Consider the following 25,515-nt stretch of genomic DNA (forward strand, 5'->3'; position numbering starts at 1 on the left):
ATGTCCACGCCATTGCCCATCGCTCGCCTCGCCACCACCCAGCCGGATTTCCAGCCGAAGCTGATCAAGATGCTGGCCCATGAGGCGGGCCAGGACGACGCCATCTCGGCCACGGTCAAGGGCATTCTGGCCGAGGTGCGCCGTCGTGGCGACGAGGCTGTGATGGAGTACACCGCAGCCTTTGATCGGCTCAAGGTCTCATCGGCCCAGGCCCTGGAGCTTCCCGCCTCGGCGCTCAAGGCGGCTCACGAGGGCCTGTCGGCGGAGCATCGAGAGGCGCTGGCCGTGGCCGCCGATCGGATTCGTGTCTTTCATGAGGCCCAGCGTCAGGCGTCCTGGTCCATCACCGATGCCCACGGCTCCACCTTGGGCCAGCGCGTCTCCCCATTGGATCGGGCAGGCCTCTATGTGCCCGGCGGCAAGGCCGCCTATCCATCCTCCGTGCTCATGAATGCGCTGCCTGCGAAGGTGGCGGGGGTGCCCGAGATTGTCATGGTGGTGCCCACACCCGATGGGGAGCGCAATCCCTTGGTGCTGGCCGCCGCGCACCTCGCGGGTGTGGACCGGGTTTTCACGGTGGGCGGCGCCCAGGCCGTGGCCGCCCTGGCCTATGGCACGCAGACCATTCCCGCGGTGGACAAGATCGTGGGCCCGGGCAACGCCTATGTGGCCGAGGCCAAGCGCCAGGTCTTTGGCAAGGTGGGCATCGACATGATTGCCGGCCCCTCCGAGATTCTGGTGATCTGCGACGGCAAGACTGACCCCGACTGGGTCGCCATGGATCTCTTCTCCCAGGCCGAGCACGATGAGTTGGCCCAGTCCATTCTGCTCACGCCCGACGCTGCCTACATCGACAAGGTTCAGGCCTCGATCGACCGCCTCCTGCCGGACATGCCCCGGCGTGCGGTCATTGAGACGTCTCTGCGCAATCGGGGTCTCTTCATCCTCACCCGAAGCCTCGAGGAGGCCTGTGAACTCGCCTCGCAAATCGCGCCCGAGCACCTCGAGGTCTCTACAGATGAGCCCGAGCGCTGGGCCGACCAAATTCGGCATGCCGGCGCAATCTTCATGGGCCGCTACGCATCTGAATCCATTGGCGATTACTGTGCAGGGCCCAATCATGTGCTGCCGACCATGCAGACCGCCCGCTTCTCATCGCCCTTGGGGGTCTATGACTTTCAGAAGCGCACCTCACTCATTCACGTGACCGAGGCGGGCGCTCAAGTACTGGGGCGTGTGGCCTCCACGCTCGCCTGGGGTGAGCACCTGCCGGCGCATGCCCGGGCCGCGGAACTTCGCCTCAAAAGTTAGCTGACATGCGGGCCACGCACGCGAGCTGCGTGCGTTCGGCTCGCCGTCTATCGGGCTGGGTCGTTGCTGGTGAGTGCCGTCAGGGCATCGACCAGCGCCTCGCACTGAGGCTGCGTGCCCACGGTGATGCGCAGTCGGTCGTGGATGCGGGGCTTGTCGAAATGCCGAACCAGAATCTTTCGAGCCCGCAGGCCATCGGCCAGCATGGCAGCCTCTTGTTCGGGGTGCCGGGCAAAGACGAAGTTGGCCATCGAGGGCAGCACCTCAAATCCGAGCGCGAACAGGCGCTGGGTGAGCCAGTCCCGTGAGTGCATCACCTTCTGGCGATTGCGCTCAAGCCAGTCTGTGTCCGACATTGCGGCCACCGCGGCCGCACCGGCCAGCCGATCCAACGGGTAGGAGTTGAAGCTGTCCTTGATGCGGATGAGGGCCTCTAAAAGCCCGGGCTGACCAAAGGCCAGGCCCACCCGCATGCCGGCCAGTGCACGTGACTTCGAGAGCGACTGGGTCACCAGCAGGTTCGCATGAGAGGCGACCAAGGGCGCACACGACTCGGCACCGAAGTCCACATAGGCCTCATCGACCACCACCAAGGTCTCGGGACGGGCGACCAGGAACTGCTCAATGACACTGCGCGCCAATGCCCGTCCAGTGGGCGCGTTGGGGTTCGGAAAGATCAGTGCGCGTGCGGAGGCTGGCACGGCCGAGAGGTCGAGCTCGAAGGCATCGTTGAGCTGCAGTGTCTGGTGCGACAGGCCATAGAGCCGGCAGTAACTGGGATAAAAGCTGTAGGTGATGTCGGGACACACCAGGGGCTCACTGTGGTGGAGCAGGCCCTGAAAGACAAAGGCGAGCACCTCATCGGAGCCATTGCCGGCGAAGACATGGTCGGCCGTGAGGCCATGCAAGTCGGCGGCAGCCGTGCGAAGCGCAAGCGATTGAGGGTCTGGGTAGAGGCGAAGCCGATCGCCGTCGGCCCCGAGCACGGCACGAATGGCTTCGACCACCTTTGGAGACGGCGGATACGGATTCTCGTTGGTGTTGAGCTTGATGAGCCCATCGACCTGGGGCTGCTCACCTGGAATGTAGGGGGACAACTGCCCCACCACAGGGCTCCAAAACGGGTTCATCGCGCGACTGTATCATTTGGCCTATGAGAACCGCTGACGTCCAACGAAACACCGCAGAGACCCAGATTTACGTGAAGATCGGCCTGGATGGCACAGGCGCCCGTGAACTGGATTCCGGCATTCCATTCCTCGACCACATGCTCGATCAAATCGCTCGGCATGGGCTGGTGGACCTCACCGTTCGCGCCAAGGGCGACCTAGACATCGACGCCCATCACACCGTGGAAGACATCGGCATCACCCTGGGCCAAGCCTTTGCCAAGGCCATTGGAAACAAGCAGGGTGTCGTTCGTTATGGCCACTCGTATGTTCCGTTGGATGAAGCCCTCTCCCGAGTGGTGGTGGACCTCTCTGGCCGGCCTGGCCTGGAGTTCAATTGCGTATGGAAGCGGCAGTTTGTCGGCCAGTTCGACCTCGACCTCATCCATGAATTTTTTCAAGGCTTTGTGAACCACGCACAGGTCACCCTGCACTTTGACAACCTCAAGGGTGAGAACGCGCACCACCAGTGTGAAACCCTCTTCAAGGCGTTTGGTCGGGCCTTGCGAATGGCCGTGGCACTCGACCCTGGGCTCGACGCCAACGCCATTCCGTCGACCAAGGGCAGCCTCTAAATCCGCGCCCCGCCAGGCCGATGATCGCGATCGTCGATTACGGTGGTGGCAATGTGCGCAGCGTGCTGCGGGCTGTGTTGGCAGCCAATGCCCATGAGCCCGGTGCTGGCGACGTTGCCCTGGTCCGAGACCCAGACCTTCTACGGCGCGCCGATCGCGTCATCTTTCCAGGCCAAGGGGCCATGCCCGACTGCATGGAGAGCCTGTCCCGGTCGGGACTGGCCGAGGCACTGCGCGAGGTCATTGCACAAAAGCCCTTCTTCGGCATTTGTGTGGGCCAGCAAATGCTCTTTGACCACAGTGAAGAGGGCGACACGCCGGGCCTGGGCATCATTGCGGGCCAGGTGATTCGATTCACCCCCGCCCGTGGTGCGGTGGACCCAGATGGCCGCCCACTCAAGGTGCCCCACATGGGCTGGAATCGCGTGGCCTTTCGCCGGCCGCATCCGGTGTTGGAAGGCCTCGACACCATGGCGCAGGGCGACTGGTTTTACTTCGTGCACAGCTTTCATGCGGAGCCCGCCTTGCCAGCAGACATCCTCGGTGAGACCGACTACGGGCGTCGGTTTGTCTGTGCCGTGGCCCGAGACAACATCATTGCCACTCAGTTTCATCCGGAGAAGAGCGCCGCCGCAGGACAGCGCCTGCTAGTAAACTTTTGCCAGTGGAAGCCGTCCTAACCCCTTATGTCACTCTTACTCATTCCAGCCATTGATCTCAAAGACGGCCAGTGCGTCCGTCTGCGCCAGGGCGATCTGCAAGACGCCACCATCTTCTCCGACCACCCCGGCCAGATGGCCGCCCGGTGGATTGGCCAGGGTGCACGCCGCATTCATGTCGTCGATCTCAACGGTGCTGTGGCGGGTCGGCCCAAGAACGAGGCGGCGGTGAGGGCCATCATCGAGGCGGCCGGGCCTGATGTGCCGGTGCAGATTGGTGGTGGCATTCGAGACCTCGAGACCATCGAGCGTTACCTCGACGATGGCGCGAGCTTCGTGGTCATCGGCACGGCCGCCGTGAAGAACCCCGGCCTTCTGAAGGACGCCTGTGCAGCCTTCCCAGGTCAGATCATCGTGTCCATCGATGCCAAAGATGGCAAGGTCGCCACCGATGGCTGGAGCAAGCTCTCGGGACACGAGGTCATCGACCTCGCGCAGAAGTTTGAGAACGATGGCGTCTCGGCCATTCTGTACACCGACATTGGCCGCGACGGCATGCTCTCGGGCGTGAATGTCGAGGCCACGGTGCGCCTGGCCCAGGCGGTGAACATTCCCATCTTGGCCTCCGGTGGCATTGCGGGCATGGCCGACATTCGCGCGCTCTGCGAGGTCGAGTCCGAAGGCGTCATGGGTGCGATTCTGGGCCGTGCCCTCTACGAGGGCCAGCTCGACCTCGGACAGGCGCAGGCCTACGCCGACGAGCAGGGCTGAGCCGTGCTCGCCAAGCGCATCATCCCGTGTCTGGATGTGGACGCAGGCCGGGTGGTGAAGGGCACCAACTTTGTTTCTCTGCGTGATGCCGGCGATCCCGTGGAGGTGGCCAAACGCTACGACGACCAAGGCGCCGACGAGATCACCTTTCTCGACATCACCGCCTCCTCGGATGCACGCGGCCTCATCCTCCCCATGATCGAGGCGGTGGCCAATCAGGTTTTCATTCCACTCACTGTGGGCGGCGGTGTGCGTGCGGTCGATGATGTGAGCCGCCTCCTGCAGGCCGGGGCCGACAAGGTCAGCATCAACACGGCCGCCGTGCAGAACCCGCAGCTCATTGCCGACTGCCACGACAAGTTTGGTGCCCAGTGCATCGTGGTGGCCATTGATGCCAAACGCAACCCCGATGGCTCGGGCTGGTCGGTCTTCACCCATGGTGGACGAACCGCCACCGGCCGTGATGCGGTGGCCTGGGCCCAGGAGGTTGCGGCACTGGGGGCGGGCGAGATTCTTCTCACCAGCATGGACCGAGACGGCACCAAACAGGGCTTCGACCTTGGCCTCACCCGGGCGGTGTCGCGGGCGGTCAACATCCCGGTGATTGCCTCGGGTGGCGTGGGCTGTCTGCAAGACTTGGTCGACGGCGTCACCGAAGGCGAGGCCGATGCGGTCTTGGCGGCCAGCATTTTTCACTTTGGGCAACACACCGTGGGCGAGGCCAAGGCCCACCTGCGCGACAGGGGGGTCTGTGTCCGACTGGCTTGATCAGGTGCGCTTTGATGCCAACGGGCTGGTCACGGCCGTGGCCCAAGATGCCGACTCCGGCCGCGTGCTCATGGTGGCCTTCATGAACCGCGAGGCGCTTGAAGAGACTGCACAGACCGGCCGGGCTGTCTACTTCTCGCGCTCACGACAAAGGCTCTGGCGCAAGGGAGAAGAGTCTGGCCATGTGCAGCAGGTGCGTGAACTGCGCCTTGACTGCGATGGCGATGTTGTTCTTCTGCAGGTCGCTCAGGCGGGCGGCATTGCCTGCCACACCGGCCGAGCATCTTGCTTTTATTCCGTGCTGTCCGATGGTCGTTGGGCACCGGTGGATCCCATCCTCAAAGACCCGGAGGCCATTTATGGCAAGTGAAGACCTGCTGGCGCGCCTGGCAGACACCATTGAGTCCAGGCGTGGGCTGGACCCAGACAAGAGCTATGTGGCCAGGCTTCTGGCACAGGCGCCGGATGCGGCCTTGAAGAAGATCGGCGAGGAGGCCACCGAGACCGTCATGGCCGCCAAGGACAATCAGCCCGAGCGCATCGTCTCGGAAATGGCAGACCTCTGGTTTCACAGCCTGGTCGTGCTCGTGCAGCACGGCCTTCGGCCGGAGCAGGTCTTGGCCGAGCTCGAGCGACGCGAGGGCCTCTCTGGTCTGGATGAAAAAGCCGCACGCAAGGCAAGGAGCCGTCAAACATGAACTGTATTTTTTGCAAGATCGTCGCCGGGGAGATCCCCGCTCAGAAGGTGTTTGAGGATGAAGACCTTTTGGCCTTTCGGGACATTCATCCCAAGGCCCCGCTGCACCTGCTCGTCATCCCCAAGAAGCACATCGAGTCCATGGCCAGCCTGGCCGAGGCCGACACCCAGGTCATGGGTCGAATGATGGTTCTCGCAGGCCGGCTCGCAGCTGAAAATGGCTCCCCAGATGGCTTTCGCACCGTGGTCAACACCGGTCGGGTGGGGCGGCAGGAGGTGTATCATCTTCACATGCATCTGCTGGGCGGGCCGGAACCGCTTGGCAGTTCTGCGGCCTTTTAATCCATCGGAGCACGCAAATGGGTACGTTCAGTGTCTGGCACTGGTTGATCGTTCTGCTGATCATTCTGCTCGTCTTTGGCACGAAGAAGCTTCGCAACATTGGCTCAGACCTCGGCGGCGCTGTGAAGGGCTTCAAAGATGGCATGAAGGAAGGCGGCGCGAGCGCAGAAGACAAGCCCGGAGAGCCGGTCACGGCCAAGGTCGAGGCTCGCACCATCGACGTCGAGGCCAAAGACAAAACCAACACAGGCGCCTGAGCCCCCTAGGGGCTTGCAGGCGGCGAGTCAACCGTGCTGGACATTGGCTTTACCGAACTCGCCCTCATTGCTGGCGTGGGTCTGGTGGTTCTGGGGCCACAGCGCCTGCCCGTGGTCACCCGAACCGTGGGGGCTTTGTTGGGCCGAGCGCAACGCTACGTGTCCGATGTCAAGAACGACATCCAACGCCAGATGGACCTCGAAGAACTTCGCAAGGCGCAGCGGGCCGTGTCCGACATCGGGCAGTCCATTCAGAGCAGTGTCTCGAGCGTGGAGCAAGAGGTTCAAGGGGTGACCCAGGGCCTCTCCGACGATGTCAATCAAGGCTCTGACTTTTCCTCGCCCTTCGATCGCCGCGCAGGCCTCTTCATCGGCGCGCCTGAGCGCACCTGGAGCGAGGAGCAGAACGACCAACGGGTGCGTGACCGTGTTCGCAATCGGCTGCGCAAGCGCTACCTGACCAAGAAGCCGCGCCATGACTGATCCCCAGAACAGCTCGCCCCCCGAAGAGGGCTTCATGACCCACCTGGTTGAGCTGCGCGATCGCCTGATCAAGGCGGCCCTCTCCGTGCTGGTGGTCTTCTTGGGCCTGGTCTACTGGGCCCCGCAGATCTACTCCATTTTTGCAGAGCCTCTCATTGCCACCCTGCCGGCCGGCTCAAGCATGATCGCCACCGATGTCACGGCGCCCTTCTTCGTGCCCATGAAGGTGACCATGCTGGTGGCCTTTGTGCTGGCGCTGCCCTACGTGCTCTACCAGGCCTGGGCCTTCGTGGCCCCGGGCCTCTACACCCACGAGAAGCGGCTGGCCATGCCAATCATCGTCACCAGTTTCTTGCTCTTTCTCGTGGGCATGGCCTTCGCGTACTTCTTTGTGTTCCCTGCGGTGTTCGGCTTTGTGGCGGCCTACACGCCAGAGGGTGTTCAGATGGCCACCGACATCGACAAGTACCTGAGCTTTGCCTTGAGCCTCTTCCTGGTCTTTGGCCTGTCCTTCGAGACCCCTGTGGTGCAGATGGTGCTCATTCGGATGGGGGTGGTGTCGCTGCAGAAGATGATTGATTTCAGGCCGTATTTCATCGTGGCCGCCTTTGTGGTGGCCGCCATCGTGACCCCGCCCGACGTGATCTCGCAGCTCATGCTGGCCATCCCGCTGTGCCTGCTCTACCAGCTGGGCATTTGGTTGTCTGGCTGGATCAAACCGACCGACCGCACTGCCGCAGCCCAGGATTCTTCCAGCTAAACGTTTTGCTGTTCGGCGGCTTCAGTGAACGATGGGCCCGCCCTGCCCCCTAAGAGTGGCTGGGCTTACTGCGGTCGTGGCATCCGCGGTGCGGGCCGCTCGGCCACGGTGATCACCAGCTCGGCGGGCTTGCCTTGGCGAATCACCTTGAAGGTGGCCTTGTTGCCCGGGGCAATGGCGGCCACATTCGAGAGCAGGTCAGCCTGGTTGCGCACCTTCTCGGCGTTCACGCCCACCACCACATCGCCCACCTTCATGCCGCCCCGGTCGGCAGGCCCGCCGCGCACCACACCCGCAATGATGCTGCCCTCGGCACTGGGCAGTTGGAAGCTCTCGGCGATGTCGGCATTCACATCCTGAAGCTCAACCCCAATGAAGCCGCGGCTCACCCGGCCAGAGCGGATCAGGCTCTCCATGACGTCCTTGGCCATGTCGGCCGAGATGGCAAATCCAATGCCCATGCTGCCGCCTGAGCGGGAGTAGATGGCCGTGTTGATGCCGATGAGGTTTCCATTGGCATCGACCAAGGCACCACCGGAGTTGCCGGGGTTGATGGCTGCATCGGTCTGAATGAAGTTCTCGAAGGTGCTGAGCCGCAACTGTTTGCGGCCCACAGCGCTCACGATGCCTTGGGTGACGGTCAGCCCCACGCCAAAAGGGTTTCCAATGGCCAGCACGGTGTCGCCCACCCGCATTTCCGCGGGCTTGCCAAAGCGAATCACGGGCAGGTTGTCGAGCCGAATGCGCAGCACGGCCAGGTCGGTCTCGGGGTCTGTGCCCACTACACGGGCCTGGGCGCGCCGGCCATCGGCCAGGGCCACCTCAATCTGCTCGGCCGTCTCGATCACATGGTGGTTGGTGAGCACATAGCCCTCGGGGCTGACGATCACACCGGACCCCAGGCCCACCTGCTCCTGGCCTTGCCCCCGGGGCTCGCCGAACTGGTCGCCAAAGAACCGCCGGAACAAAGGGTCATTCAGGAAGGGGTGAGGGGCCTGGGCCTGGCGCTGGGTGGTGAAGACATAGACCACCGCCGGCATGGCCCGGGCCGCCGCCTCCCGCAGGCTGCTGGCCGGCGGGGTGGCCTCGCTCTGGAGCACGCTGGCGGGCTGGGAGGCGTCGCCACGCAGGCTCACCTGCTGGTCCGACATGCCCAGCCCCGAGAGGCTGGGCAGCCAATGGGGCTTGAGCGTGCTGAGGACGAACAGGACTGCCAAGGCCAGGGTGGTGGCCTGCGCGAAGAGCAGCCAGAGACGTTTGATCATGTGAAAAGGCATTATGGCTGGAACCTAGGGGCTTGGTTGGGCTAAAATAAGAGGTTCCCTTGAATCGAAGTTTGAAACCAAGTCGCCCAAGGCCGGGCCGAGGAGTCTTTCGAATGTCTGAGCAGAATGCCGCCAAGCCGCCACTCGGCCTGGCTTCCGAGATCACGTCTGGTGCCTCTTTCTCCATGCCGCAAGGGCCCGAGCCCAACCGCCGCAACTGGATGATCACCTGCGGTGCCGCGGGTGGTGTGGTGGGTGCAGCCGTTGGCCTGCCGTTCCTCATCTCGATGGCCCCGTCTGAGAAGGCCAAGTCGGCCGGCGCTCCCGTCGAGGTCGACATCGCCGACATCGCACCCGGCGGCGTGAAGATCGTCGAGTGGCGTGGCAAGCCCGTCTGGATCGTTCGTCGCACCCCCGAGATGCTTGCCAGCCTGAAGGGCACCGAGACCCAGCTCGCCGACCCAAACTCCGATCGCAAGGATTACCCCGTTCCGGATTACGCCAAGAACGAGCACCGCTCCATCAAGCCTGAGTTCCTCATCACGGTGGGCATTTGCACCCACCTGGGCTGCTCGCCGGTGCCCAAGTTCGAGGGCGGCTCGGCCTCGGGCATCTCGGCCGACTGGAAAACAGGCTTCTTCTGCCCCTGCCACGGCTCCACCTTCGACATCTCCGGCCGCGTGTTTGCCAACAAGCCCGCGCCAGACAACCTCGAGGTGCCCCGGCACATGTATCTCTCAGATTCCCGTGTGGTCATCGGGAAAGACGAGCAGGGCGAAGCTTAAATTTAGATTTTTCACCAAAGGACATCTGTCATGGCAGCGGAAAAAGTTGTGCAGGCCACGGGCTTACTCGGCTGGGTCGATCGCCGGTTCCCCCTGATCTCCCTCTACAAGGCGCATCTCTCCGAGTACTACGCGCCCAAGAACTTCAACTTCTGGTACTTCTTCGGCAGCCTGGCCATGGTCGTGCTGGTGCTTCAAATTGTCACCGGCATCTTTTTGGTCATGCACTACAAGCCCGATGCCTCCCTCAATGCGGCCGGCATTCCCGTGGCCTTTGCCAGTGTGGAATACATCATGCGAGAGGTGCCCTTTGGCTGGCTCATCCGCTACATGCACTCCACCGGCGCCTCGGCCTTCTTTGTCGTGGTCTTCCTGCACATGTTCCGCGGCCTCATGTACGGCTCTTACCGTGAGCCACGCGAACTCATCTGGATCTTCGGCTGCCTCATCTTCTTGGTCCTCATGGCGGAAGCCTTCTTTGGCTACCTGCTTCCCTGGGGTCAGATGTCGTACTGGGGCGCCCAGGTCATCGTGAACCTCTTTGCTGCCATTCCCCTCATCGGGCCCGACCTCGCCGTCTGGGTGCGCGGTGACTTCGTGGTGGGCGACGCCACCCTGAACCGCTTCTTTGCCTTCCACGTGATTGCGTTGCCCTTGGTGCTGGTGGGTCTCGTGGCCGCCCACATCATTGCGCTGCACGAGGTGGGCTCGAACAACCCCGACGGCGTGGAGATCAAGGCCAAGAAGGATTCCAACGGCATTCCCTTGGATGGCATCCCCTTCCATCCCTATTACACCGTGCACGACATCGTGGGCTTTGCGGGCTTTGCCTTCATCTTTGCCGCGGTGGTCTTTTTCGCGCCGGAGTTTGGCGGCTACTTCCTCGAGTACAACAACTTCATTCCGGCCGACCCCTTGGTCACGCCGCCGCACATCGCGCCGGTCTGGTACTTCACGCCTTACTACTCCATGCTGCGGGCCGTGACCGATGTCTTCACCTGGGTCTTCGTGGCGGCTGCCATCATCGGTGCCTACGGCTTCTGGCGCTTCAAGCCGGGCAGCCTGGTGGCCTTTGGCGGTGTGGGCGCCATGCTGGTTCTGGCCATTCTCTTTCGACTGCTCGATGCCAAGTTCTGGGGCGTCGCCGTCATGGGTGGCGCGGTGATCATCATGTTCTTCCTGCCCTGGCTCGACAAATCCCCAGTGAAGTCCATTCGGTATCGGCCGAGCTGGCAGAAGTGGCTCTACGGCATCTTCGTGGCGAACTTCTTCGTGCTGGGCTACCTGGGCGTGCTGCCACCAACCCCGGTGGGCCAGATCGTGTCGCAACTTGGCACCATCTACTACTTCGCCTTCTTCATGCTCATGCCGTTCTGGACGCCCTTGGGTGAGTTCAAGCAGGTGCCCGAGCGCGTTGTATTCCAGCCCCATTGATTCTTGAGCGACTCTCGACCATGACCACTTCCAACTTTCTGCGTCGACTGGCCGTGATGGCCACGGCTTTGTCTGGCCTGGTGTCCGCACCGGCTGTTCTGGCCGCTGGCCCTTCGGTGGCGCTCGACACTTTCCCTGTCACCAAGGTCAACGATGTGGCGGCCCTTCAAAATGGCGCCAAGGTCTTCATGAATTACTGCCTGGGCTGCCACAGCATCTCGCAGGTGCGCTACAACAAGCTGCGCGACCTCGGCCTCTCGGAAGAGCAGATCAAGGGCAACCTCATGCTCACCCAGGCCAAGTTCGGAGACCCCATCCTCACCACCCTGCCACTCAAGGGTGCCAAGGAATGGTTCGGAAAGGCCCCGCCCGACCTCTCGCTCACCGCGCGCTCCCGCTCCTCGCGCAGCGGCACGGGTGGCGATTGGATCTACACCTACATGCGCGGCTACTACGTCGACCCCTCCCGCCCCACGGGCTGGAACAACACGGTCTATCCGGCAGTTGGCATGCCCCACGTGCTCTGGGAACTCCAGGGCACGAACCGGGCCGAGTTCAAGAAGGTCACCGCCCAAGGCGAGGAAACCGAGGTCTTTAGCAAGTTCGTCAATGAGAAGCCCGGCACCCTCTCTGTGGCCGACTACGACAACCTCGTGGCCGACCTCACCGCCTTTCTAGTCTGGGTGGCAGAACCCGTGGCTCAGACCCGCAAACAGGTGGGTGTCTGGGTGTTGCTCTTCCTCGCCCTCTTCTTCGTCTTTGCCTGGCGCCTGAATGCCGCGTTCTGGAAAGACATCAAGTAAGCACGGCGACAAACGGCTTGGCCACATTCAACGGGCGGGCCCCTTCGGGGGTCTGCCCAAATTTTTTTGAGGAGACTCCTTCATGATGGTTCTTTACTCCGGCACCACCTGCCCCTTTAGCCAGCGCTGTCGGTTCGTGCTCTTTGAGAAGGGCATGGATTTCGAGATCCGCGATGTAGACCTCTTCAACAAGCCCGAAGACATCAACGTCATGAACCCCTATGGGCAGGTGCCCATCCTCGTCGAGCGCGACCTCATCCTCTATGAGTCCAACATCATCAACGAGTACATCGACGAGCGCTTCCCCCACCCCCAGCTCATGCCGGCCGACCCAGTCCAGCGCGCCCGGGCCCGCCTGCTGCTGCTCAACTTTGAGCGCGAGGTCTTCATTCACGTCGACACCCTCGAGCGCCAGGATGCCAAGAAGGTGGACAAAGCCCGTGCCACCGTTCGCGATCGCCTCTCGCAATTGGCGCCCGTGGTGGCCAAGTCCAAGTTCATGATGGGCGAAGAGTTCTCGATGATCGATGTGGCGCTTGCGCCATTGCTCTGGCGCCTGGATCACTACGGCATCGACCTGCCCAAGGCAGCTGCCCCCGTGCTCAAGTACGCCGAGCGGATCTTTGCGCGGCCGGCCTTCTTCGAGGCGCTCACGCCGTCTGAAAAGGTCATGCGCCGCTGATTCAGCGTTCGAACCCATCGCATGTCAGAGCAGACGTCCACCAAGCCTTACCTCATTCGGGCCCTCTATGAGTGGTGCACCGACAACGGGCTCACGCCCTACCTGGCCGTCTCGGTGGATGAGCACACCCGTGTACCACGGGCCCATGTTCGCAATGGCGAGATCGTGCTCAACATCAGCGCCCTGGCCACCCACCGACTGCAGCTCACCAACACCGAGGTCAGCTTCACGGCGCGCTTCTCTGGTGTGGCCGAAGAGATCTGGGTGCCCATTGCGCAGGTCACGGCCATCTATGCCAAGGAAACAGGCCACGGCATGGCCTTCGAGGTGAGCAAACCGCCTGCAGAACTGGTGTCAGTGTCTTCTGAAACCTTGGCCCCGAGCAGTGTGGGTGAGGCCGATGACGAGCCTCCCTCACCGCCTGCACCGCCCGCGGGCGGGCCCTCGCCCAGTGGCCGCCCCACCCTTCGCCGGGTGAAATAAGCGACAATTCAAGTTGTGGTCGGGCCGACTTAGCTCAGTTGGTAGAGCAACCGCCTTGTAAGCGGTAGGTCATCTGTTCGAGTCAGATAGTCGGCACCAAGCCTTTTTTGGCTAGGCCTTCGTCACCACCCCAGCATCGGCGAGCAGCTGCTGCAGCTCTCCAGATTCAAACATCTCGTTCATGATGTCGCTGCCACCGATGAACTCACCCTTCACATAGAGCTGAGGAATCGTGGGCCAGTTGGCATGCTCCTTTACGGCCTGGCGCACCGACTCATCCTCGAGCACATTCACGGTGGCCACTTGGGTGACGCCACAACTCTTGAGCAGGGAAATCGCCTTCCCTGAGAAGCCACACTGCGGAAACTGGGCAGAGCCCTTCATGAAGAGCACCACCGGGTTGTCATTGACGGTTTGTTCCACAAAGCCCTTGGCATCCATCTCGCACAGTTCCTTTCGTTGAAAGCATCATCATAGTTGAGCCTGGACCAACCTGGGCACCCCCGCGAGGTCGCCCAGCCCCTCCACCCGGGCAAAGCCTGCAGCATGGGCGAGGTCCATCACCGCCTGCTGCTGATCATGCCCGTGTTCGACCACCAGCCACCCATGGGGTTTCAGCCGCGCCGGTGCACCCGAGACAATCTCGGAGAGGTCATCGAGCCCGGTGGGGTTTGGTCGCAGGCCTGCCAAGGCCGCCATGGGCTCGTAGGGGAGGTCTCCCTGGTGCAGGTGGGGGTCATCCTGCGCCACATATGGGGGGTTGGAGACAATCAGGTCGAACCGCTCGTCTGCGGGCAGAGCCTCAAACCAAGAACCCACAGAGCAGCGCACTTGCGCCCCCAGGCAGGCGGCGTTGAGCCGCGCCACTGACAGGGCGTACCGTGATTGGTCGGTGAGGGTCACCACCGTGCCAGGCGCCTCGAGTGCCAGGCTGATGCCCACGCAGCCCGAGCCCGTGCCGAGGTCGAGCACTCTGCCGCCCCCCGCATGCAATGTGCCCAGGCAGGCCAGCCCCCGGGCCACAAGGCCCTCGGTCTCGGCCCTTGGAATCAGCACCGCGGGGTTGACCCAGAATCGACGGCCGTAGAACTCCCGCCAGCCGAGCACCTGGGCCAAGGGCCTGCCAGCCCGACGGGCCTCGGCAAGCCGCATCAGCAGTGCGGCCTCGCCTGCCAACAGGCTGGGCCACCAATCTGGTGGTGTGCGCGCCAGAAACCAACTGCGCGATCGGCCGGTGACCCACTCGAGCAGGGCCCATTGCTCATGGGTGGGCAACGTCAACAGGGGGTGGGCCATGGTGGGCAGGACCATGCGAGGCGCGAGCCTTAGTCGTCGGCCAGGCTCGAAAGCAGCTCCGCCTGGTGCTCGGCCACCAGCGCATTGGTGAGCTCGGCCAAGTCCCCGTCCATGATCTGGTCGATCTTGTAGAGCGTGAGGTTGATGCGGTGGTCGGTGATGCGGCCCTGCGGGAAATTGTAGGTGCGGATGCGCTCAGACCGATCCCCCGAGCCGATCATCAGCTTTCGTGCCGAGGCCTCCTGGGCCTGCTGTGCCGCCACCTCGCGGTCCCGCACGCGGGCGGCCAGGACCTTCATGGCCTTCTCTTTGTTCTTGTGCTGGCTGCGGTCGTCCTGGCACTCGGCCACGATGCCTGTGGGCAGGTGTGTGATGCGAACGGCAGACTCGGTCTTGTTCACGTGCTGGCCCCCCGCACCACTAGCCCGGAAGACGTCGATCCGCAGTTCATCGGGCGAGAAGTTCACCTCGCCCACCTCATCGACTTCGGGCAGCACGGCCACGGTGCAGGCAGAGGTGTGGATGCGGCCCTGGGTCTCAGTGGCCGGCACGCGCTGCACGCGGTGCCCACCCGATTCAAACTTCATGCGCGAATACACCCGCTGGCCCGCGAGCCGAACAATCACCTCCCGATAGCCGCCGAGGTCTGAGGCATTGGCCGAGAGCATCTCGGTCTGCCAGCGGTTGCGCTCGGCATACCGCAGGTACATGCGCAGCAGGTCGCCGGCGAACAGGGCGGACTCATCACCGCCGGTGCCGGCCCGAATCTCCAGGATGATGTCGCGCTCGTCGTTGGGGTCCTTGGGAAGCAGCAGCCGCTGCAGGTCGTCGCCCGCCTGGACCATGGCCTCGCGAAGCCGTCCCGTCTCATCGTGGGCGAAGGCCTTGAGCTCTGGGTCCGAGAGCCAGCTCTGCGCAGCCTCCAGGTCTTGCTCGAGCTGCAGGTAGGACTCGTACTGGGCCACCACCTCGACCAGGTCCGCCCGTTCCTTCGAGAGTCGACGAAAGTCGTCCATGCGCTTGGCCAGGTCGGGGTTGGAAAGCTCGGCCTCCACCAGCGCAAAGCGAGTCTGGATCTGCTGCAGCTTGGCCAGCAGGCTGGGCTTCATCATGTGGGCCTACTCGCTCGGGTGGTTGGGGTCGAGCTGAAAGAGCCGCCGCACCACGGTGGCTGCCTCGTCTCGCGCCTGGGCATCAGGGCTGGAGAGCCCCGCATAGGCGCCGTGCAGCAGTTTCTGCGAGAGGGCATGGGCCAGGCCCTGCAGCACGGCCTCGGCCGGCTCACCCTTGGCCAGTCGGCGCTGGGCGGCGGCAAGCTCCTGGGCCTGAATGGTCTCGAGCTGGCCCGTGAGGGCCTTGATCAAGGGCACCTGCTCGCGGGTTTCTTTCCATTGCAGGAAGGTGCGCACACCGTTCTCGATGATGGCCTCTGCGTGCACCACGGCCCCCTGGCGGGCCTCCACGCCCTCGCGCACCAGGCCGCCGAGGTCATCCACGGTGTAGAGGAATGCGTCATCAAGATCGGCCACCTCGGCTTCGATGTCGCGTGGCACCGCGAGGTCCACCAGGAACATGGGCCGGTGACGGCGCTTCTTTAAGGCACTCTCGATCGAGCCCATGCCGAGGATGGGCAGCGTACTGGCCGTGCAACTCACCACGATGTCGAACTGGTGGAGCTGGTCGGGCAGGCCCGACAAGGCCATGGCCTGGCCCCCGTATTTGCGGGCCAAGGCCTCGCCGCGGGCCACGGTTCGATTGGCCACCATGATGCGCTGGGGCTGCTGGGCCCCGAAGTGCGACAGGCAGAGGTCGATCATTTCGCCTGCGCCGATGAACAACATGGTGGTCTTGGAGAGGTCACCAAAAATCTTCTGTGCGAGCTTCACCCCGGCCGCCGCCATCGAGACCGAGTGGGCACCAATCTCCGTGGTGGTGCGCACCTCCTTGGCCACCGAGAAGGCGCGTTGGAAGAGGTGGTGCAGGTGCACGCCCAGGCTGCCCGCCTCATGGGCCTCGCGGGCGGCTTGTTTCAACTGGCCGAGAATCTGCGGCTCACCAAGCACCATCGAGTCCAGGCCACTGGCCACGCGAAAGACATGCCGCACGGCCTGGGGCTCGGCATGCTGGTAGAGGTGATGAATCAATTCCCCGGGCTGCACCTGGGAGCGTTGGGCGAGCCAGGCCAGGGCCTGCTCGCGCGCTTCCTCTGGCCGAGGCGTGGCCAGGTAGAGCTCGGTGCGGTTGCAGGTGGAGACCAAGGCCTGTTCGGGTGCCGAGCCCGAGAGCACGCCGCGCAAGGCATGCAGGTTCTCCCGCAGCGCGTCGCCGGGGAAGGCAAGCCGTTCCCGAATCGACAGGGGCGCGGACTGGTGGTTGAGGCCAAAGGCAAACAGCTGCATAAGGCCTTGATTCTACGAGAAGTGGTCGAGTCGGTAGCCGATGCCGTACACGGGAGAGAGTCGAAAGCCTTGGTCGGGGGTGAGGCCGAGTTTTTGGCGCACGCGAGAGATGTGGGTGTCGATGGTGCGGGTCTGCACGTGCTCGTTGTGCCGCCAGACCTGAAGCCGAATCTCATTGCGAGACACGGTCTGGCCAAGTTGGCCCAGCAGCATCTGGGCGCACTGGAATTCCTTGTCGGTGAGCGCCACGGCTTGCCCATTGCGGTGGGCCTGCGGGCCGTTCTCGCCATGGGGGTCGAGCCGAATGGGCCCAATGGTCTGGCCGCGCTCGATGGGGTCGCTGCGCCTGCGACGAACGCTCGCGCACAGGCGTGCCTGCAACTCGGCTGCGCGAAAGGGCTTGTGCACGTAGTCGTGCGCACCAAGGGCGAAGGCCTGCACCAGGCTCGCCTCATCGGTGGCGCCCGTGAGCATGATCATGGCCGGCCCCTGGGCCCGATGCTGGCTGGCCCGGGCCCGGTGGGCCGCAAGGACATCCAGCCCCGTCATGTCCGGCAGGCGCAGGTCACACAGAACTGCATCGAAGTGCTGGCGGTCCAGGGCATCGAGCAGCAGCTGGCCGCGTGCGTAGCGCCGCACCTGCCAGCCCTTGAGCTGCAGCAGTGCGCAGAGCTGTGAGGCCAGCTGGTCGTCGTCTTCAAGAATGGCCACATGGCCCAGGCATGGGCCTGCAGGAGTGCCCGGCGCGGCGGCGTCCGGGTCGGTGGGGTGATGCTGTTTCAAGGTGGGCTGCCTGTCCAAAAAAGCTGGCAGGGTAGCCCGCCTGGGTTCACTCGCCCTGTGGGCTTTCCTGACACCCCAAGAAAAGCTGATAGGCCGGGTGCTTGGACTCGTCCCAGTGCGGATAGCCCAGCTGCGAGAGGAAGTTCTGGAAGTCGGCTTCATCGGCCTTGGGCACCTGAAGGCCCACCAGAATGCGGCCGTAGTCCGCCCCGTGGTTGCGGTAATGAAAGAGCGAGATGTTCCAGCTCGGGTTCATGGCCGAGAGGAATCGCATCAGCGCGCCCGGCCGCTCGGGAAATTCAAATCGATAGAGCCGCTCCTCCCGGGCGAGGTCGGAGTGCCCGCCCACCAGGTGCCGCAGGTGGGCCTTGGCCACCTCGTCATTCGAGAGGTCCAGGGCATCAAAGCCAGCAGCCTGCAATTGGCTGGCAATGGCCTGCGCCTGCGCGGGCTCGGAGAGCTGCAGGCCCAGAAAAATGTGGGCCTGTTTTGCATCGGCGATGCGGTAGTTGAACTCGGTGACATTGTGCTGACCCAGCAGGCCGCAGAAGCGCTTAAAGCTCCCGCGGGCCTCTGGGATGGTCACGGCGAAGATGGCCTCACGGCCCTCACCGATCTCACTGCGCTCACTCACAAAGCGCAGCCGGTCGAAGTTCATGTTCGCCCCGCAGGTGATCGCCACCAGGGTGCGTGGGGTGCCATCGGGTCGTAGGGCGCCCGCACGGCCCACCCAGGCCTTCAAGCCTGCCACGGCCAAGGCCCCGGCGGGCTCCTGGATGGCCCGGGTGTCTTCATAGACATCTTTAATCGCGGCGCAGACGGCATCGGTGTCCACCCGCACCATCTCATCGACCAGGTCTTTGGCGAGCCGGAAGGTCTCTTCGCCCACGCGCTTGACTGCTGTGCCGTCGGAAAACAGGCCCACCTCGGCGAGCGTCACCCGTTGGCCTTGTTCGAGTGACTGGGCCATGGCGTCGGAGTCTTCGGTCTGCACACCAATGACGAGCGTGTCTGGCCGAAGGGCCTTGATGAAGGCGGCCACGCCGGCCACCAGCCCGCCGCCGCCCACGGCCACAAAGACGGCATCGATGAGGTCGGGGTGCTGTCGCAGGATTTCCATGCCCACCGTGCCCTGGCCGGCGATGACATCGGGGTCATCGAAGGGGTGAACAAAGGTCAGGCCCTGGGCCTGCTGCAGGGTGAGGGCATGGTCATGGGCATCGGAGTAGGAGTCGCCGTGCAGGATGATCTCTGCCCCGCGGTTGCGCACGGCCTGCACCTTCACGCTCGGGGTGGTGACCGGCATGACGATGACCGCCCGGCAGCCCAGTGTCTGCGCAGCGAGGGCCACACCCTGGGCATGGTTGCCGGCCGAGGCCGCGATCACCCCCCGGGCCCGCTGCTCGGCCGAGAGGTGGGCCATTTTGTTGTAAGCCCCTCTGAGCTTGAAGGAAAAGACGGGCTGGGTGTCCTCGCGCTTGAAGAGCACCCGGCAGCCCAGCCGGCGGCTCAGGCTGGGCGCATCCTCCAAGGGGGTCTCGTCGGCCACATCGTAGACACGGGCATTCAGAATGTTCAGCAGGTAATTCGTGGTCATGCCGGCAGTGTAAAGGGTCCTCGGAAGGGCATCTGGGCCGTAGAATCGGGGTTCCATGAATGCGCCCCTGCCTCCTGCCTTAATGGCCACCACCCTCGCGGCCGATGACCCCTCGGCCACCCGGCTGCGGGAGATTCCGTACAACTACACCTCGTTCTCCGACCGAGAGATCGTCTGTCGTGTGCTGGGCGATGAGGGCTGGGCCCTGGTGTCGGAACTGCGCCAAGAGCGGCGTACGGGACGCTCGGCCAAGATGCTCTATGAGGTAATTGGCGACATCTGGGTGGTGGAGCGCAACCCCTACCTACAAGACGACCTGCTGCAAAACCCTCGCAGGCGAACGCAGCTCATCGGTGCCCTTCACCACCGCCTCTCCGAGATCGACCAGCGCCGCTCGCGCGACGCCACCGACCCCGAGGCTGCCCAGCGAGACCGCCGAGTGCATGGGCTCTTGGCCCTGGCCCGCACCGCCGTGACACGATTTGCCAACGCCTTTGATGAGACGGCCAGCCTTCGCCGGCGCGTGGCCAAGCGCCTGACCCGTCACACCGCCGCCGACAACATCCGATTCGACGGCCTCTCGCGGGTCTCGCATGTCACGGACGCCACCGACTGGCGCGTGGAGTACCCCTTTGTGGTGCTGGTGCCTGACACCGAGGCCGAGATGGCGCCCTTGGTGAAGGCCTGCATTGAGCTTGGCCTCACCATCATTCCGCGTGGCGGTGGCACGGGCTACACAGGTGGTGCCATCCCGCTCACACCGCGATCGGTCGTGATCAACACCGAGAAACTCGAGCGGCTCGGGCCCGTGGAGTCTCGCACCCTTCCGGGCCTGCAGGCTCCTGTGGCCACCATTTTTTCGGGCGCGGGCGTGGTCACCCGTCGGGTCTCCGATGCCGCCGATGCTGCAGGCCTGGTCTTCGCGGTCGATCCCACGTCTGCAGATGCCTCCTGCGTGGGCGGCAACATCGCCATGAATGCGGGTGGCAAGAAGGCCGTGCTCTGGGGCACGGCCATTGACAACCTGGCCTCCTGGCGCATGGTGGACCCAGACGGCCAATGGCTCGAGGTCACTCGCATTGGCCACAACATGGGCAAGATCCACGATGCCGACTGGGCCGAGTTTGAGATTGCGCGCTATGGCGCCAATCAACTCACCCAGGCCATTGGGGCCCAGGGCGACACCGCCCGCTTCGTGGGCAATCCCATCTCGGTGGAGCGCCTTCGCATCGAGGGCCACCGTTTTCGTCGGCTGGGCCTGGGGAAGGACGTCACCGACAAGGTGCTTGGCGGGCTGCCCGGCATTCAGAAGGAAGGCTGCGATGGCCTGATCACGAGCTGCCGTTGGGTCTTGCATCGCATGCCCAAGCACATTCGAACCGTCTGCCTGGAATTCTTTGGCAATGCCCAAGATGCGGTGCCGTCCATCGTGGAGATCAAACGGCACCTGGATGCACGGCCCGGCGGCACGCAGCTCGCAGGCCTGGAGCACCTCGATGAGCGTTACCTGCGCGCCGTGGGCTACAGCACCAAGAGCAAGCGGGCCCAACTGCCGAAGATGGTGCTCATCGGCGACATCGTGGGCGACGATGACCAGGCCGTGGCCCATGCTGCCTCCGAGGTGGTGCGCCTGGCGAATGCCCGATCGGGCGAGGGCTTTGTGGCGGTCTCGCCCGAGTCGCGCAAGGCCTTCTGGGCCGACCGAAGCCGCACCGCGGCCATTGCCCGCCACACCAATGCATTCAAGATCAATGAAGACGTGGTCATTCCGTTGGAGCGCATGGGCGAGTACACCAACGCCATCGAGCGCATCAACATCGAACTCTCGGTCTCCAACAAGCTCAAGCTCACCCGCGCCCTGCGACAGGTGCTCAACGACACGGTGGTCGATGACGACCAGCCCACCGACCTGGCCCAGCGCCTGGAGGAGGCCGGCAGCCTGCTGAAGTCGGTGGAGGCCCGTTGGGCGTTTCTGCTGGCCCACCTCGATGCCACGCCCGCCGACGATCCCGAGGCGGCCCGGCGCCACGGCCTGGAGGCCGTGCTCGCAGACCAGCCCAACCAAGGCCCTCGCGCCCACCGAACCTACGGCGAACTGCTGCAAGACCATACCATCCGCGTCTCGTGGAAGCAGGAGCTGCGCGCGCCGTTTCGTCAGCTCTTCTCGGGCCTGGCCTTTGCGCCCATTCTGGAGCGCCTGGAGGCTGCGCATCGCAAGGTCTTGCGCGGCCGGGTTTTCGTGGCCCTGCACATGCATGCCGGCGATGGCAATGTGCACACCAACCTGCCGGTGAACTCTGACGACTACGAGATGCTGCAGGAGGCCCATGCCACGGTGGCCCGCATCATGAAGATCGCCACCGACCTCGATGGGGTGATTTCGGGCGAGCACGGCATTGGCATCACCAAGCTCGAGTTCCTCACCCCGGGTGAGCGCCAGGCCTTTGCAGACTACAAGCAGAAGGTAGACCCGCACCAGCACTTCAATGCCGGCAAGCTGCTTGAGGGCGCCGACCTTCGCAATGCCTACACGCCGTCCTTTGGGCTCATGGGGTCTGAGAGCCTGATCATGCAGCAGAGCGCCATTGGCTCCATTGCAGATTCGTTTGCCAATTGTCTGCGGTGTGGGAAGTGCAAGCCCGTCTGTGCCACCCACTCGCCGCGGGCCAACCTACTCTACTCACCCCGCAACAAGATCCTCGCCACCTCGCTGCTCATTGAGGCCTTCCTCTACGAGGAGCAGACCCGTCGCGGGGTGTCGATTGCCCATTGGGAAGAATTTGGCGATGTGGCCGACCACTGCACGGTCTGCCACAAGTGCCTGGCCCCTTGCCCGGTGAACATCGACTTTGGCGAGGTCTCCATGCACATGCGCGACCTCCTGCGCCGCATGGGCAAGAAGCGGTTCAACCCGGGCACTGCGGCCTCCATGTTCTTTCTGAATGCCTCGCGGCCGCAGACCATCGCCCTCATGCGCACCGTCATGATCGAGTGGGGCTACAAGGCCCAGCGCCTGGCCCACGATCTCTTGAAGCGCCTGGCCAAGGCGCAGACGGCCAAGCCGCCCGCCACCACTGGCCGTGCGCCCCTGCGCGAGCAGGTCATTCACTTTGTGAACAAGAAGATGCCGGGCAACCTGCCCAAGAAGACGGCCCGGGCCTTGCTGGACATCGAGGACGCCCACTACGTGCCCATCATTCGAGACTCCGTTCGCACGGCGAGCGACTCCGAGGCGGTCTTCTATTTCCCGGGTTGTGGCTCTGAGCGGCTCTTCTCTCAGGTGGGCTTGGCCACCCAGGCCATGCTCTGGCAGGTGGGTGTACAGACGGTGCTGCCACCGGGCTACCTGTGCTGTGGGTATCCGCAGCGCGGCAGCGGCCAGTTCGACAAGGCCGACAAGATCATCACCGACAACCGGGTGCTCTTTCACCGCGTGGCCAACACACTCAATTACCTGGACATCAAGACCGTGGTGGTCTCGTGTGGCACCTGCTACGACCAGCTCGCGGGCTATGAATTCGAGAAGATCTTTCCGGGCTGCCGCATCCTGGACATCCACGAGTACCTGCTCGAAAAAGGCGTTCGTCTGGAGCAGGCCACGGGCGTGCGCTACATGTACCACGACCCCTGCCACTCGCCCATGAAGCAGCACAACCCGCTCAAGCTGGTCAACAGCCTCATGAATGCCGAGCAGAACGGCGACATTCAGAAGAACGACCGTTGCTGTGGGGAGTCGGGCACCCTGGCGGTGAGCCGTCCGGATATCTCCACTCAGGTGCGCTTTCGCAAAGAAGAAGAGATGCGAAAGGGTGCGGACCAGCTGCGCGAGTCCGCCACGGCAAATGGTCAGGCCGCCCCGCCCGTCAAGGTGCTCACGGCCTGCCCGTCATGCCTGCAGGGCCTCAATCGGTTCTCAGACGACACGGGCGTGGAGGCCGACTACATCGTGGTCGAGATGGCCCGGCACCTGCTGGGCCCCGACTGGATGACCGACTACGTGCGTCAGGCCAACAACGGCGGCATCGAGCGCGTGCTGGTCTGAGGCTGGCAGCGGGTGGCCGGAAAGACCAGTGAGAACTGGCTACCCTGGCCCACCGTGCTCTGAATGTCGAGGGTGGCCCCGTGTCGGGCACCAATGTGTTTCACGATGGCCAGGCCCAGGCCCGTACCGCCCGTGTCGCGTGAGCGGCCTTTGTCCACCCGATAAAAGCGCTCGGCCAGCCGCCCGAGGTGGTGGGCCTCGATTCCAGGGCCAGAGTCTTCAACGCTGAAGATGCCCTGTCCGTGGGCGTCTTCGGCCCAACGAATGCGAATGCGGCCGCCCTCTGGGGTGTAGCGAATGGCGTTGGTCACCAGGTTTCCGAAGGCGCTGGTGAGTTCAATGGCATCGCCCTGCAGTCGGGCGGTGCTGGCCGCATCGGTGTCGATCTGGTGCTGGCCTCGGCTCAACAGGGCTGCGTCGTTGGTCAGTTGGGCCAAGATGCTCGGCATCTCCAGCCAACTTTCTTGTAGGGGCTTCTGGGCAGACTCGAGCCGCGAGAGGGTCAGCAGGTCGTCGATCAGGCGTTGCATGCGTTGGGTCTGTCCGGCCATGGTGCCCAGGACTTCTGCCGTTTGGGCCGCAGACAAGGGCAGCTCCTGCATGGTCTCGAGAAAGCCCGCCAGCACGGTCAGGGGTGTCTTCAACTCATGGGAGACATTGGCCACGAAGTCGCGCCGGGTGGTTTCCAAGCGCTCGATGGCCGTGACATCTCGGGTGAGCAGCAGCCGCTCCTCGGCACCATAGGGCACGAGCTGCACCTGCAGTACGCGGTCGGTGGTGGGCACGCCTTGCAGAATCACAGGGTTGTCCCAGGCCTGGCGCTCGAGGTAGGCGGCAAAGGCCGGGTGGCGCAGCAGGTTCAGAATGCTGCGGCCCTGGTCGGTGGGCAGGCGCAGGCTCAGGTGCTGCGCGGCCCGCCGGCTCGCATAATTGATCTGGTTGTGGGCATCGAGCGCCACCACGCCATCGGGCATGGCCTCGGTGGCACTTCGAAAGCTGGTGAGCGCAGCCGAGAGCTGGCTCTGCTGCCGCTCATACGACTTCGCAAGCCGGTAAATGGCGGAATACAGCACATCCCAGGTGCCGAGCCCGTTGGGGGTCTTGTTGAGCTTGAAGTCATCAAGCCACCGGGTCATCTTATGCAGGTGCCAGAGCTGAAACCCGATCCAAATGATCAGGCTCACCACAAAGCTCGTCAGGGCAGCCTTCGGGCCGGCCACCAACCAGGCGCAGAAGCACAGCAGGCCAATCAGGCCCAGGGTCATGCCCACGCGAATCCAGAGGCTTGTCATCCCGTCATTCTGCCTGCCTGGACAGACAAGCAAGGTGGGTCCACGAGGGTGATGGGCTCACCGCACAGGGAGACTCTTGGGGTCACTGCGAGATTCGCTGCTGGATGGGCGGGGGTTGGCCGCCCGCGTCGCTGCTTAGGCTGCGCTCGGCTTGGCCGTGAATCGGTAGCCGCTGCCGCGCACCGTTTCCACATGCCGGTCGTGGCCGGTGGGGGAGAGCGACTGCCGAAGGCGCCGGATGTGCACATCCACCGTGCGCTCCTCCACAAACACGTGGTCGCCCCAGACCTGATCCAGCAGCTGGCCGCGGCTGTGCACCCGCTCGGGGTGGGTCATGAAGAAGTGCAGCAGCCGAAACTCGGTGGGGCCCAAGTCCAGGGCCTGCTCATGGCCGGCCACCCGGTGGGTGAGAGGGTCGAGCGAGAGGCCGCAGATGTTCACCGTCTCTTCGGTCAGCTGGGGTGCCCGCCGCCGCATCACGGCCTTGATGCGGGCCATGAGCTCCTTTGGCGAGAAGGGCTTGGTCATGTAGTCGTCTGCGCCGCTCTCCAGGCCTTCGACCTTGTCGCCCTCTTCGGAGCGGGCCGTGAGCATGATGATGGGCACATCCCGGGTGCGCTCGTCGCTGCGCAGCTTCTTGGCGAATTGCACGCCGCTCGAACCTGGCAGCATCCAGTCGAGCAGAATCAAATCCGGCTGCTCAGCCCGAATCAGGGTTTCCGCTTGAATGGAGTCCGCCGCCCGTAAAACCTTATACCCTGCAAAGCTTAGGTTTACTGCCACCAGCTCTGCAATGGCGGGTTCATCCTCCACGACTAGAATGGTTGTGGCCATTGTGGCCATGAATGTATTCCCAAAAGAT

At 63.8% G+C, this 25,515-nt stretch carries 27 protein-coding genes and 1 tRNA gene; 18 read left to right on the top strand and 10 right to left on the bottom strand.

Features of this window, described 5'->3' with window-relative positions; translation table 11 throughout:
- Nucleotides 1-1,311: a histidinol dehydrogenase gene (gene hisD, locus AC8GDA_RS00660; protein ID WP_506556406.1), complete on the top strand. Its 1,311-nt coding sequence runs from the start codon at nt 1-3 to the stop codon at nt 1,309-1,311.
- Nucleotides 1,312-1,358: 47 nt separating this feature from the next.
- Here hisD and AC8GDA_RS00665 read toward each other — a convergent pair whose 3' ends face one another.
- Nucleotides 1,359-2,441: a pyridoxal phosphate-dependent aminotransferase gene (locus AC8GDA_RS00665; RefSeq protein ID WP_506556407.1), complete on the bottom strand. Its 1,083-nt coding sequence runs from the start codon at nt 2,439-2,441 to the stop codon at nt 1,359-1,361.
- A 23-nt stretch (nt 2,442-2,464) separates the two neighbouring features.
- Between AC8GDA_RS00665 and hisB the strand changes: the two genes are divergently transcribed.
- Genes hisB through tatC form a run of 10 tightly spaced genes read left to right on the top strand, consistent with a single transcriptional unit; the run spans nt 2,465 to nt 7,792 of the window.
- On the top strand, nt 2,465-3,055 hold the full coding sequence (gene hisB, locus AC8GDA_RS00670) for an imidazoleglycerol-phosphate dehydratase HisB (RefSeq protein WP_506556408.1): 591 nt from the start codon (nt 2,465-2,467) through the stop codon (nt 3,053-3,055).
- A gap of 20 nt (nt 3,056-3,075) precedes the next feature.
- Entirely contained in the window at nt 3,076-3,735 is a 660-nt protein-coding gene (gene hisH, locus AC8GDA_RS00675; protein ID WP_506556409.1) for an imidazole glycerol phosphate synthase subunit HisH, read from the top strand.
- 6 nt (nt 3,736-3,741) lie between these two features.
- Nucleotides 3,742-4,485, top strand: coding sequence for a 1-(5-phosphoribosyl)-5-[(5-phosphoribosylamino)methylideneamino]imidazole-4-carboxamide isomerase (gene hisA / locus AC8GDA_RS00680; protein ID WP_506556410.1), 744 nt, complete (start codon nt 3,742-3,744; stop codon nt 4,483-4,485).
- A 3-nt stretch (nt 4,486-4,488) separates the two neighbouring features.
- Entirely contained in the window at nt 4,489-5,253 is a 765-nt protein-coding gene (gene hisF, locus AC8GDA_RS00685; protein WP_506556411.1) for an imidazole glycerol phosphate synthase subunit HisF, read from the top strand.
- Entirely contained in the window at nt 5,237-5,623 is a 387-nt protein-coding gene (gene hisI / locus AC8GDA_RS00690) for a phosphoribosyl-AMP cyclohydrolase (protein WP_506556412.1), read from the top strand. The genes hisF and hisI overlap by 17 nt, the downstream gene beginning before the upstream one ends.
- Nucleotides 5,613-5,951, top strand: coding sequence for a phosphoribosyl-ATP diphosphatase (locus AC8GDA_RS00695; RefSeq protein ID WP_506556413.1), 339 nt, complete (start codon nt 5,613-5,615; stop codon nt 5,949-5,951). Before hisI ends, AC8GDA_RS00695 begins: the two co-directional genes overlap by 11 nt.
- A complete protein-coding gene (locus tag AC8GDA_RS00700; RefSeq protein WP_506556414.1) occupies nt 5,948-6,292 on the top strand; it encodes a histidine triad nucleotide-binding protein in 345 nt (114 codons plus the stop codon). The genes AC8GDA_RS00695 and AC8GDA_RS00700 overlap by 4 nt, the downstream gene beginning before the upstream one ends.
- A gap of 17 nt (nt 6,293-6,309) precedes the next feature.
- On the top strand, nt 6,310-6,549 hold the full coding sequence (gene tatA, locus AC8GDA_RS00705; RefSeq protein ID WP_506556415.1) for a Sec-independent protein translocase subunit TatA: 240 nt from the start codon (nt 6,310-6,312) through the stop codon (nt 6,547-6,549).
- A gap of 33 nt (nt 6,550-6,582) precedes the next feature.
- Entirely contained in the window at nt 6,583-7,032 is a 450-nt protein-coding gene (gene tatB / locus AC8GDA_RS00710; RefSeq protein ID WP_506556416.1) for a Sec-independent protein translocase protein TatB, read from the top strand.
- On the top strand, nt 7,025-7,792 hold the full coding sequence (tatC, locus tag AC8GDA_RS00715; RefSeq protein WP_506556417.1) for a twin-arginine translocase subunit TatC: 768 nt from the start codon (nt 7,025-7,027) through the stop codon (nt 7,790-7,792). Before tatB ends, tatC begins: the two co-directional genes overlap by 8 nt.
- A 65-nt stretch (nt 7,793-7,857) precedes the next feature.
- Here tatC and AC8GDA_RS00720 read toward each other — a convergent pair whose 3' ends face one another.
- Nucleotides 7,858-9,057, bottom strand: a complete 1,200-nt coding sequence (locus AC8GDA_RS00720; RefSeq protein ID WP_506556418.1) for a Do family serine endopeptidase — start codon at nt 9,055-9,057, stop codon at nt 7,858-7,860.
- Between the two features lie 185 nt (nt 9,058-9,242).
- Here AC8GDA_RS00720 and petA point away from each other — a divergent pair, with 185 nt between their 5' ends.
- The 6 genes from petA to AC8GDA_RS00750 all read left to right on the top strand — a co-directional run bounded on the left by petA (nt 9,243) and on the right by AC8GDA_RS00750 (nt 13,343).
- Nucleotides 9,243-9,842: a ubiquinol-cytochrome c reductase iron-sulfur subunit gene (gene petA, locus AC8GDA_RS00725; protein ID WP_506557162.1), complete on the top strand. Its 600-nt coding sequence runs from the start codon at nt 9,243-9,245 to the stop codon at nt 9,840-9,842.
- Nucleotides 9,843-10,019: 177 nt separating this feature from the next.
- Nucleotides 10,020-11,276 carry a cytochrome b gene (locus AC8GDA_RS00730; RefSeq protein WP_506557163.1) on the top strand — a complete coding sequence of 419 codons (1,257 nt, stop codon included), beginning with the start codon at nt 10,020-10,022 and terminating at the stop codon, nt 11,274-11,276.
- A gap of 20 nt (nt 11,277-11,296) precedes the next feature.
- Nucleotides 11,297-12,079 (top strand): cytochrome c1, encoded by a 783-nt coding sequence (locus tag AC8GDA_RS00735; RefSeq protein WP_506556419.1) that lies wholly within the window; start codon nt 11,297-11,299, stop codon nt 12,077-12,079.
- Between the two features lie 82 nt (nt 12,080-12,161).
- Nucleotides 12,162-12,761, top strand: coding sequence for a glutathione S-transferase N-terminal domain-containing protein (locus AC8GDA_RS00740; RefSeq protein WP_506556420.1), 600 nt, complete (start codon nt 12,162-12,164; stop codon nt 12,759-12,761).
- 21 nt (nt 12,762-12,782) lie between these two features.
- Nucleotides 12,783-13,244 (top strand): ClpXP protease specificity-enhancing factor, encoded by a 462-nt coding sequence (locus AC8GDA_RS00745; RefSeq protein ID WP_506556421.1) that lies wholly within the window; start codon nt 12,783-12,785, stop codon nt 13,242-13,244.
- Nucleotides 13,245-13,267: 23 nt separating this feature from the next.
- Nucleotides 13,268-13,343: transfer RNA gene (locus tag AC8GDA_RS00750), tRNA-Thr, on the top strand.
- A 12-nt stretch (nt 13,344-13,355) separates the two neighbouring features.
- Here the strand turns inward: AC8GDA_RS00750 and grxD are convergent.
- Genes grxD through ilvA form a run of 6 tightly spaced genes read right to left on the bottom strand, consistent with a single transcriptional unit; the run spans nt 13,356 to nt 19,319 of the window.
- On the bottom strand, nt 13,356-13,685 hold the full coding sequence (gene grxD, locus AC8GDA_RS00755; RefSeq protein WP_506556422.1) for a Grx4 family monothiol glutaredoxin: 330 nt from the start codon (nt 13,683-13,685) through the stop codon (nt 13,356-13,358).
- Nucleotides 13,686-13,715: 30 nt separating this feature from the next.
- Nucleotides 13,716-14,555: a peptide chain release factor N(5)-glutamine methyltransferase gene (gene prmC / locus AC8GDA_RS00760; RefSeq protein WP_506556423.1), complete on the bottom strand. Its 840-nt coding sequence runs from the start codon at nt 14,553-14,555 to the stop codon at nt 13,716-13,718.
- A gap of 14 nt (nt 14,556-14,569) precedes the next feature.
- Complete coding sequence (gene prfA / locus AC8GDA_RS00765) at nt 14,570-15,649, bottom strand: peptide chain release factor 1 (RefSeq protein ID WP_506557164.1); 1,080 nt, start codon at nt 15,647-15,649, stop codon at nt 14,570-14,572.
- A gap of 9 nt (nt 15,650-15,658) precedes the next feature.
- Nucleotides 15,659-16,939: a glutamyl-tRNA reductase gene (hemA, locus tag AC8GDA_RS00770; protein ID WP_506556424.1), complete on the bottom strand. Its 1,281-nt coding sequence runs from the start codon at nt 16,937-16,939 to the stop codon at nt 15,659-15,661.
- A 12-nt stretch (nt 16,940-16,951) separates the two neighbouring features.
- Complete coding sequence (locus tag AC8GDA_RS00775; protein WP_506556425.1) at nt 16,952-17,722, bottom strand: response regulator transcription factor; 771 nt, start codon at nt 17,720-17,722, stop codon at nt 16,952-16,954.
- A gap of 46 nt (nt 17,723-17,768) precedes the next feature.
- Entirely contained in the window at nt 17,769-19,319 is a 1,551-nt protein-coding gene (ilvA, locus tag AC8GDA_RS00780; RefSeq protein WP_506556426.1) for a threonine ammonia-lyase, biosynthetic, read from the bottom strand.
- 55 nt (nt 19,320-19,374) lie between these two features.
- Here ilvA and AC8GDA_RS00785 point away from each other — a divergent pair, with 55 nt between their 5' ends.
- Nucleotides 19,375-23,361: a DUF3683 domain-containing protein gene (locus tag AC8GDA_RS00785; protein WP_506556427.1), complete on the top strand. Its 3,987-nt coding sequence runs from the start codon at nt 19,375-19,377 to the stop codon at nt 23,359-23,361.
- Here the strand turns inward: AC8GDA_RS00785 and phoR are convergent.
- Both phoR and phoB read right to left on the bottom strand, forming a co-directional pair.
- Nucleotides 23,322-24,653, bottom strand: coding sequence for a phosphate regulon sensor histidine kinase PhoR (gene phoR, locus AC8GDA_RS00790; RefSeq protein ID WP_506556428.1), 1,332 nt, complete (start codon nt 24,651-24,653; stop codon nt 23,322-23,324). The genes AC8GDA_RS00785 and phoR overlap by 40 nt on opposite strands.
- Before the next feature lie 135 nt (nt 24,654-24,788).
- A complete protein-coding gene (gene phoB / locus AC8GDA_RS00795; RefSeq protein WP_506557165.1) occupies nt 24,789-25,487 on the bottom strand; it encodes a phosphate regulon transcriptional regulator PhoB in 699 nt (232 codons plus the stop codon).
- Nucleotides 25,488-25,515: the final 28 nt, after the last annotated feature.

The organism is Hahnella aquatica (SeqCode) (genome assembly GCF_965194505.1).
GTDB lineage: Bacteria > Pseudomonadota > Gammaproteobacteria > Burkholderiales > Burkholderiaceae_A > Hahnella > Hahnella aquatica.

Bases quoted from the DNA above. Each gene is read 5' to 3' on its own strand.
- phoB (WP_506557165.1), bottom strand. From the start codon at position 25,487: ATGGCCACAACCATTCTAGTCGTGGAGGATGAACCCGCCATTGCAGAG.
- AC8GDA_RS00720 (WP_506556418.1), bottom strand. From the start codon at position 9,057: ATGATCAAACGTCTCTGGCTGCTCTTCGCGCAGGCCACCACCCTGGCC.
- AC8GDA_RS00735 (WP_506556419.1), top strand. From the start codon at position 11,297: ATGACCACTTCCAACTTTCTGCGTCGACTGGCCGTGATGGCCACGGCT.
- hisD (WP_506556406.1), top strand. From the start codon at position 1: ATGTCCACGCCATTGCCCATCGCTCGCCTCGCCACCACCCAGCCGGAT.
- AC8GDA_RS00695 (WP_506556413.1), top strand. From the start codon at position 5,613: ATGGCAAGTGAAGACCTGCTGGCGCGCCTGGCAGACACCATTGAGTCC.
- AC8GDA_RS00700 (WP_506556414.1), top strand. From the start codon at position 5,948: ATGAACTGTATTTTTTGCAAGATCGTCGCCGGGGAGATCCCCGCTCAG.
- prmC (WP_506556423.1), bottom strand. From the start codon at position 14,555: ATGGTCCTGCCCACCATGGCCCACCCCCTGTTGACGTTGCCCACCCAT.
- ilvA (WP_506556426.1), bottom strand. From the start codon at position 19,319: ATGACCACGAATTACCTGCTGAACATTCTGAATGCCCGTGTCTACGAT.
- grxD (WP_506556422.1), bottom strand. From the start codon at position 13,685: ATGGATGCCAAGGGCTTTGTGGAACAAACCGTCAATGACAACCCGGTG.
- phoR (WP_506556428.1), bottom strand. From the start codon at position 24,653: ATGACAAGCCTCTGGATTCGCGTGGGCATGACCCTGGGCCTGATTGGC.
- tatC (WP_506556417.1), top strand. From the start codon at position 7,025: ATGACTGATCCCCAGAACAGCTCGCCCCCCGAAGAGGGCTTCATGACC.
- AC8GDA_RS00745 (WP_506556421.1), top strand. From the start codon at position 12,783: ATGTCAGAGCAGACGTCCACCAAGCCTTACCTCATTCGGGCCCTCTAT.
- AC8GDA_RS00730 (WP_506557163.1), top strand. From the start codon at position 10,020: ATGGTCGTGCTGGTGCTTCAAATTGTCACCGGCATCTTTTTGGTCATG.
- tatA (WP_506556415.1), top strand. From the start codon at position 6,310: ATGGGTACGTTCAGTGTCTGGCACTGGTTGATCGTTCTGCTGATCATT.
- AC8GDA_RS00665 (WP_506556407.1), bottom strand. From the start codon at position 2,441: ATGAACCCGTTTTGGAGCCCTGTGGTGGGGCAGTTGTCCCCCTACATT.
- hisB (WP_506556408.1), top strand. From the start codon at position 2,465: ATGAGAACCGCTGACGTCCAACGAAACACCGCAGAGACCCAGATTTAC.
- AC8GDA_RS00785 (WP_506556427.1), top strand. From the start codon at position 19,375: ATGAATGCGCCCCTGCCTCCTGCCTTAATGGCCACCACCCTCGCGGCC.
- hemA (WP_506556424.1), bottom strand. From the start codon at position 16,939: ATGCAGCTGTTTGCCTTTGGCCTCAACCACCAGTCCGCGCCCCTGTCG.
- AC8GDA_RS00740 (WP_506556420.1), top strand. From the start codon at position 12,162: ATGATGGTTCTTTACTCCGGCACCACCTGCCCCTTTAGCCAGCGCTGT.
- hisA (WP_506556410.1), top strand. From the start codon at position 3,742: ATGTCACTCTTACTCATTCCAGCCATTGATCTCAAAGACGGCCAGTGC.
- hisH (WP_506556409.1), top strand. From the start codon at position 3,076: ATGATCGCGATCGTCGATTACGGTGGTGGCAATGTGCGCAGCGTGCTG.
- prfA (WP_506557164.1), bottom strand. From the start codon at position 15,649: ATGAAGCCCAGCCTGCTGGCCAAGCTGCAGCAGATCCAGACTCGCTTT.
- petA (WP_506557162.1), top strand. From the start codon at position 9,243: ATGCCGCAAGGGCCCGAGCCCAACCGCCGCAACTGGATGATCACCTGC.